Source organism: Kitasatospora sp. NPDC004799, from assembly GCF_040609095.1.
In the GTDB taxonomy this organism is placed as follows: domain Bacteria; phylum Actinomycetota; class Actinomycetes; order Streptomycetales; family Streptomycetaceae; genus Kitasatospora.
Genome location: NZ_JBEXJK010000409.1, coordinates 1 through 7079, shown reverse-complemented (window position 1 = coordinate 7079; position 7079 = coordinate 1). Strand labels below are relative to the sequence as shown.

The 7079-nt window shown below is 74.1% G+C and carries 9 protein-coding genes; 3 read left to right on the top strand and 6 right to left on the bottom strand.

Annotation, left to right across the window (positions count from 1 at the left end; genetic code table 11):
* Nucleotides 1-146 precede the first annotated feature (146 nt).
* Nucleotides 147-500 (top strand): helix-turn-helix domain-containing protein, encoded by a 354-nt coding sequence (locus ABZW03_RS33915; protein ID WP_355267101.1) that lies wholly within the window; start codon nt 147-149, stop codon nt 498-500.
* Between the two features lie 101 nt (nt 501-601).
* Here the strand turns inward: ABZW03_RS33915 and ABZW03_RS33910 are convergent, their stop codons facing one another.
* Nucleotides 602-1597: a zinc-dependent alcohol dehydrogenase family protein gene (locus ABZW03_RS33910; protein ID WP_355267098.1), complete on the bottom strand. Its 996-nt coding sequence runs from the start codon at nt 1595-1597 to the stop codon at nt 602-604.
* A gap of 265 nt (nt 1598-1862) precedes the next feature.
* Between ABZW03_RS33910 and ABZW03_RS33905 the strand changes: the two genes are divergently transcribed.
* The gene (locus ABZW03_RS33905; protein ID WP_355267104.1) at nt 1863-2828 is read left to right on the top strand and encodes an aminoglycoside phosphotransferase family protein; all 966 of its coding nucleotides are present in this window, start codon (nt 1863-1865) and stop codon (nt 2826-2828) included.
* Nucleotides 2829-3165: 337 nt separating this feature from the next.
* Here ABZW03_RS33905 and ABZW03_RS33900 read toward each other — a convergent pair whose 3' ends face one another.
* The 3 genes from ABZW03_RS33900 to ABZW03_RS33890 form a co-directional block, all read right to left on the bottom strand.
* A complete protein-coding gene (locus ABZW03_RS33900; protein ID WP_355267095.1) occupies nt 3166-3459 on the bottom strand; it encodes a hypothetical protein in 294 nt (97 codons plus the stop codon).
* 84 nt (nt 3460-3543) lie between these two features.
* Nucleotides 3544-3930 (bottom strand): VOC family protein, encoded by a 387-nt coding sequence (locus tag ABZW03_RS33895; RefSeq protein ID WP_355267092.1) that lies wholly within the window; start codon nt 3928-3930, stop codon nt 3544-3546.
* On the bottom strand, nt 3927-4223 hold the full coding sequence (locus ABZW03_RS33890) for a helix-turn-helix domain-containing protein (RefSeq protein WP_355267089.1): 297 nt from the start codon (nt 4221-4223) through the stop codon (nt 3927-3929). Before ABZW03_RS33890 ends, ABZW03_RS33895 begins: the two co-directional genes overlap by 4 nt.
* Nucleotides 4224-4504: 281 nt before the next feature.
* On the opposite strand from ABZW03_RS33890, the gene ABZW03_RS33885 reads away from it, so the two are divergent.
* Nucleotides 4505-4867 carry a hypothetical protein gene (locus ABZW03_RS33885; protein WP_355267086.1) on the top strand — a complete coding sequence of 121 codons (363 nt, stop codon included), beginning with the start codon at nt 4505-4507 and terminating at the stop codon, nt 4865-4867.
* Nucleotides 4868-4997: 130 nt separating this feature from the next.
* On the opposite strand, the gene ABZW03_RS33880 is transcribed toward ABZW03_RS33885, so the two are convergent.
* Nucleotides 4998-5645, bottom strand: a complete 648-nt coding sequence (locus tag ABZW03_RS33880; RefSeq protein ID WP_355267084.1) for a response regulator transcription factor — start codon at nt 5643-5645, stop codon at nt 4998-5000.
* Nucleotides 5633-6787, bottom strand: coding sequence for a histidine kinase (locus ABZW03_RS33875; protein WP_355267081.1), 1155 nt, complete (start codon nt 6785-6787; stop codon nt 5633-5635). The genes ABZW03_RS33880 and ABZW03_RS33875 overlap by 13 nt, the downstream gene beginning before the upstream one ends.
* Nucleotides 6788-7079: the final 292 nt, after the last annotated feature.

Here is a 7079-nt window from a genome sequence, read left to right as displayed (position 1 = left end):
CGCGCCCAGGGCGCGCTGCGCACGCCGCGCGGTGAAGACCGCACCGGGGTCGGGCATAGTAGCGTCGGGTACGTGAAGTCGCGCACACCGCGCGGTCTTTGACCATCAGGCGGACGGGGGTCGAGCGTTGGGAAGGGGTGGTGGGTGTGGGACGGGCACGCGTGACGGCGCGGGTGATCGTGCACCCGGGTGTGGAGGACGTCAGCGTCCAGCAGGTACTGGAGGCGCTCGCCGACCCCGCCCGCAGAACCGTGGTCCGCACACTCGCCCACTCACCGGCCCACCTCAGCTGCGGCTCCTTCGACCTCCCCGTCGGACGGTCCACCTCCAGCCACCACTTCACCGTCCTGCGCGAAGCCGGCCTGCTCCGCCAGTACTACGTCGGCACCACCAAGATGAACGCCCTGCGCAGCGAGGAACTCGAACAGCGCTTCCCCGGCCTGCTGGCAGCCGTGGTCACGGCCGCCGACGCCGAAGCGCGGCAGACCCCACGAGAATAGGAACAGGTCAGACCCCGCGCGAGTGAGGACAGGCCGGGCCCCGCCGCAACGGCGAGGCCCGGACACGTCACCGCGACGGCGCAGCCGGCAGTGCGGGCGGGTCAGTCGCCGACGGCCACGACGATCTTGCCGATCTGGGTCCCCGCCTCGAGGTAGCGGTGCGCCTCGACGACGGCGTCCAGGCCCTCGAAGACGCGGTCGACGACGGGGACGAACGAGCCGTCCGCCAGGCCCGCGGTGACGAACGCGTGGGCGCGGCGCAGGCGTTCGTCGTCGCGGGTCACCTCGTGCATGCTGTAGAAACGGCTCGTGACGGGGGCGAACGTGTCCTGGCCGGGCAACGGCGTGTCGCGCGGGTCGAGACGCCCGTACACGATCAGGCGGCCGCCCGGAGCGAGCGTCTCCGCGAGGGCCAGGACCCCCGGCCCCGCGACGGGGTCGAACACGGTACGCACCCCGCGCCCGGCGGTGACGGCGTCGACACGGGCACCGAGGTCCTCCTCGCCCGTGACGACGACCTCGACGGCCCCGGCCTCCCGCAGGGACCTCACCTTGGCCCGGGTACGGGTCGTGGCGATCGGGAGGGCGCCCAGGCGCCGCGCGGTACGGATCGCGGCCAGCCCCACCCCGGAAGCGGCGGCGGTGACCAGGACGTGGTCGCCCGGGCGCAGGTGGCCGTCCTCGGCCAGCGCGCCGTAGGCGGTGAGGTAGGCCATCCACACCGCGGCGCCCTGCACGGGCGTGAGGTTCTCCGGGTGCGGGACGACGGCACGGGCGGGAACCAGCACGTGGGTGCCGTAGACGCCGTAGTCGTTCTGCGAGAACGCCGGCACCGTGTCCACGCGCCGGCCGGGCCTGACCTCGGTCACGCCCTCCCCGACCGCCTCCACCGTGCCCGAGGCCTCGTAGCCGAGAGAGGCCGGCAGGCGCGGCTGCTCCAGGTAGATCCCGGCACGGAACAGGGCCTCCGCGCGGTTGAGCCCGATCGCCGCGACCCGCACCCGCACCTCACCGGGCCCCGGCTCCGGCAGCGCCCGCTCACGCACCGCCAACACCTCCGGCCCACCGGTCCGCTCGAACACCACTCCCCTGGACATCGGCACGCTCCTCCTCCACCTCGACGCACAGGACCGCCTTCGTTCGCCCGCGCGTGAACGGCCGTACGCACGACGGCATTCGGCGGCCGTCCGTACGGATCTCCGCCCAGCCAACCCCGCGCGCACTCCACCTGTCAAACTTCGATGACTATCGGAATAGAGGGCTCAGGGCGCTGGTTGCAAGGAAGTTGACCAGACGTCAGCGCGCTCGACCTCCGGGCCCCGGCGGGTCGGCGGACCCGGGGGCGTAGGCTTGCCGTCCGTGATCGACAACGGGGACTGGGGACCGGAGTGGGACGGCACGCGCCGCTGGGTCGAGGGGCTGCTCGCGCCCGGCGAACGCGTCGCCGCGGTGCGTGCGCTCAAAGGCGGCTGGACCTCCCGGATGCGCCGCCTGGACGTACAGCGCCCCAACGGCGCCGGCCCGTACGCGCTGGTGCTGCGCTCCTTCGTCAAACCGTTCTACCGCCGCCACGCCCCCGCCCTGCTGGCCCGCGAAGCAGCCGTCCTGCGCCTGCTTCAGGACACCGCCGTCCCCGCCGCCCGCCTGCACGCCCTGGACGCGGAAGGGGCGGTGTGCGAGCACCCGTCATTGCTCATGAGCCACCTGCCCGGCACCGTCCGGGTCGCCGACGACGGCGAGGCACCCGCGCGCGCCGCCCTGCTCGCCGCCCAACTCGCCACCATCCACGCCCTGCAGACCGAACCGGCGCAACGCCCGCGCGCCTGGCAGCCCTGGACCGCCCCCGACCGGGTCACCGTCCCCCCGGACACCACCCGGCCCGACCTGTGGAAGCGGGCCGTCCAGGTGATCGACGCCGCGCCGCCCGCACACCACGGCTGCTTCCTGCACCGCGACTTCCACCCCGGCAACGTCCTGTTCACCGGCCACGGCCCCGACCTCGCTGTCTCCGCCGTCGTCGACTGGGTCGAGACCTCCTGGGGCCCGGCCGACCTCGACGTCGCCCACTGCGCCACCACCCTGGCCCTGCTCCACGGCCCCGACGCCGGCCTGGCGTTCGCCGACCGCTACAGCGCCACCGGCGGCCGCCCGCTCGCCACCGGGCGCGACCACCTGTACTGGCGCCTCCTCGACGCCCTCGCCTTCGCCCCGGATGCCGAGAAGGTCGCCACCCCCTGGCGCGAACTCGGCCGCACCGACCTCACCCCCACGGTGCTGGCCGGGCGGCTGGAGGACTACCTGCAGGGCCTGTTCGACCGTTACGCCTGACCGCCCGGCCAGGGCCAGGAGCAGTCGGAGCATCGGGTTCGCGGCAGGAACTCCCGCTGCTCCCCGGTGGACCCGGGGACGCCGCTGCCCGGGTCCTGCAAGGAGTACTCCGAGATGTTCGGATGGGGAGAGTTCAGCCATCGCATCGAGGTGTTCGCGGCCTGCGCGCGGCCGGTGCCCGTCCGATCCACTCCTACCGCTGACACCGGAGGCACGGCGCCGACCCTTCCCACCGACGAGTCGGCCGTGCCGTCCCGCCGGCTGACTGTCCGTCAACCTTCCCGGCCCAGCCCGGCCCAGAGGCAGGCGCGGCCGGGCGGGGCGCGGGCCCGGGCGGTCAGGGGGCCGGGGTGGGGCGGGTCTCGTGCGGGTGCGGCTGGTCGGCGTGCAGGCGGCGGCGCAGGAGGACGGCGGTGAGGGCGGTCGCGGCCAGGGGCAGGTGGCGGGGGCCGGTGGTGGTGACGACGGCCGCGCCGAGGGTGGTGCCGAGGGTGATGCCGAGGTTGGAGAAGGAGATGAACAGGCTGTTGCCGAACTCGGGGGCGTCGGTGGCGTCGCGGGCGAGCCAGGCCTGGGCCACGGCCAGGCCGCCGGAGTGGACGGCGCCCCAGAGCAGGACGGTGGCGAGCATGAGCGCGGGGTGGGGGCCGGCGGCACCGACCAGCCACCCCGCGGAACCCGGAGGCGAGAGGCGGTGCCGGGCGGGCGGGGCGGGTCAGTGGTACTGGGCGATCTGGATGAGGTTGCCGCAGGTGTCGTCCAGCACCGCGGTGGTCACCGGCCCCAGGGCGAGCGGGGCCTGGGTGAAGCGCACCCCCAGGGCGCGCAGCCGCTCGTACTCGGCGTGCACGTTGTCCACCGCGAAGGAGGTGGCCGGGATGCCGTCGGCGACCAGCGCCGCGGTGTACGCCCTGGCCGCGGGATGCTGGTCCGGCTCCAGCACCAGCTCCGTACCGTCGGGCTGCTCGGGCGACACGACGGTGAGCCAGCTGTGCCCGCCGAGCGGGACCTCCGTCTTCTTCACGAACCCCAGCACGTCGGTGTAGAAACGCAGCGCCTTGTCCTGGTCGTCGACGAAGACACTGGCCAGATTGATCCTCACGGGGCGTCCTCAGTTGGGTCGGGCCTGAGCCAGCGCGCGGCGATGCGCTCAAGCGGTTCGGTGTTCAGATCATGGACCGTGCAGCGGCCCTCCCGGCGCACCCGCACCAGGCCCGCCTCCTCCAGCACCCCCAGGTGCCGGCCGACCGCCTCCCGCGACACCCCCACCCCGTGCCGGGACGTCAAGCGCACACAGACCTCGAACAGCGACTGGCCACCGCGCTCGGCCAACCCGTCCAGGATCAGACGCCGGACAGGATCCGCCAGCGCCTCCCACACCCCGTCCTCAACCACCACCCCACCATAGACAGACCGCGCCAAACCCACCAACAGAGGGACGGACGGGACATCCCGGCAAGCGGCGAGGACAGGGACCGGCGGGGACGGCGGCGGGAGGACGGGCGGGCGGCGGCGGTGTGCGCCGGTGGCGTGCGGGCCGGGGGTGCGGCCGTGCGGGGTGGTGCGGCGACACGCCGGACGTTCACCCCCACGAGTGATTGTTGCACTCCGCACATCAGCGGACACTCCGAGTATCCGGAGGGCCGGTCGGCCCTCCCGGCGCGAGGAGAACCGCCATGACCGCACTCGAACCCACCGCGTCCCAGGCCCCCCAGATCACCGGCGCCCTGCAGCACGCCGACCAGGACCAGCACCTCGCCGACATCGGCGGCAACGTCGGCGCCGTCTGGCGCGGCTGGGTCAACTGGAGCCCCGGCAACGGCACCTTCAACCTCCAGATCTCCTGGAACGTCATCGGCATCAACTCCACCGTCGTCATCACCGCCAGCGAGACCGACGCCAACGGCAACCGCTTCGTCGGCGGCGCCCCCTTCCAGGTCTCCAGCATCGCCCCCGGCCCCGGCGTCGTCACCTTCAAGATCAACATCGGCTGGAACAGCCCCCTCCCCATGCGCACCGACATCCTCGTCCTCAACTGACCCACCCGGCCCCGAGCCGCCCCCTGGCCCCTGTCCCCCGCTCGCACGGCAGGGGGCAGGGGCCAGGTGACCGACCACCGGACGCGGCAGGGCGACCGAAGGCCCGCACCACCCGCGCGCCGGGCCTGGCTCACTGGCGGCTGAGGTAGGTGAGGACGGCGAGGACGCGGCGGTGACCGCTGTCGGTCGGGGAGAGGCCGAGCTTGGCGAAGATGTGGCCGATGTGCTTGTGGACGGCGTTGTCGGTGATGACGAGCCGGGCGGCGATCGTGGTGTTGTCCTTTCCCTCGGCCATCAGGGCGAGGACCTCGCGTTCGCGCGGGGTGAGGGCGGCGATCGGGTCACGGGCGTGCCGGGCGGTCAGGAGCTGCCCGATCACCTCGGGGTCCATGACGGTGTCGCCGGCGGCGACCCGTCGCAGGGCGTCGACGAACTCGCTCACCCGGCTGACCCGGTCCTTGAGCAGGTAGCCGATGCCGCCGCGCCCGTCGGAGATCAGCTCGCCCGCGTACTGCTGCTCGACGTACTGGGACAGGACGAGCACGGGCAGGCCGGGCCGGAGGCGCCGGGCCCGGATGGCGGCGTGGATGCCCTCGTCGCGGAAGGACGGCGGCAGCCGTACGTCGACGATGGTGGCGTCCGGGCGGTGCTCGGTGACGGCCGCGACGAAGCCCGGGGCGTCCTGGGCGATCGCGGCGACCTCGATGCCCTTGGCCGTCAGCAGGAGCTCCAGGCCGCTGGACAGCAGCACGTTGTCCTCGGCGATCACGACCCGCATGCGAGGCTCACCGTGATCGTGGTCGGGCCGCCGCCGGGGCTCCGGACGTCGACGGTGCCGTCGAGCGCCAGGACGCGGTGGCGGATTCCGGCGATGCCGGTGCCCCGCGTCTCGTCCGCGCCGCCGACCCCGTCGTCGGTGGCCTCGATCGACAGCCGGTCGCCCTCGCGAGCGACCCGGACGGTGGTCCGGGTGGCCCGGCTGTGCTTGGCGGCGTTGGTGAGCGCCTCGGCGACCGTGAAGTAGGCCACCGTCTCGACCGCGGCCGGGATCGTGCCGAGGTCGCCGACGTCCAGCGTGGTGTCGATCGCCGAGCGGGCCCCGAGGGCGGCCAGCGCCCCGGCGAGGCCGCGGTCGGCGAGGATCGGCGGGTAGATCGTCCGGATCACCGTACGGAGCTCCGCCATCGCCTCCTCGGCGCTCTCGTGCGCCTCCGCCAGCAGCGCGGCCACCGACCGGGGGTCCTCGTCCAGCAGCTCGCGGGCCACGCCCAGCCGCATCGCGATGGCCACCAGCCGGGCCTGGGTGCCGTCGTGCAGGTCGCGTTCGATCCGGCGCAGTTCCGCGCCGTGCGCGTTCATGGCCTCGGCCCGGGTCTCGGTCAGGGCCTCCACCCGCCGCGCCAAGGCCTCGGCGGCCGGCGGGGACAGCAGCGCGACGCAGAGCCGGGCGTGCAGGCGCGCCACCGGGGGCACCAGCCCGTACGTCAGGGCCGCCAGGACGACGGCCTGCGCCGTCCCCAGGGTCAGGGCCGTACCCCAGCCGGACAGCGGGACACCGGCGGCGAACCCGCCCGCGCGGGTGCCGGCGGGCAGCGCCCACCACAGCGGCACCGTGACGGCCGTGGTCAGCGCGTTGCCCGCGCACAGCACGACGGCGAGCCCGAACGCCACGCCGGTCACCACGGAGGCGCCCAGCCACCCGAGGACCCGCCACGGACCGACCCGGACGGGGCCTGACCCCGGAACGCGGAGCAACCGGTCGGCGCGGCGGCGGTGCCAGGACGCCCAGGCACGACCGGCCGTCGGAACGACCAGGACCGGCAGCGCCACCAGCGCGACCACGGCGGTGACCAGGCTCCCCAGCAGATAGCCCAGACCGCGCCACAACTCCGAAAGCCGACCGGCCCCATGGTGGTTCATGCGCGCAAGTCTGAACCATGGGCCCCGGGGCGGGCATTACAGCCCACCACCCTCTTTTCCCACGGGTGGACGGTATCGTCCACGCACCGCGCCCGCACCTAGCGTCAACTCCCATGACGACTCCATCGATTCGTGCCCCTCGGCGACGCGGCCGATCCCTCCGGCGGTACCTGGTGCCGGCCGCCGTCGCGGCCGTGACCCTCTCCACCGGTGCGCCCGGAGGGATGCTTGGCCGCATGGCGCCCGCGGCCCCCGAGCACACCGTCGCCCCGGGCGGCCGCCCGGCGGCGAC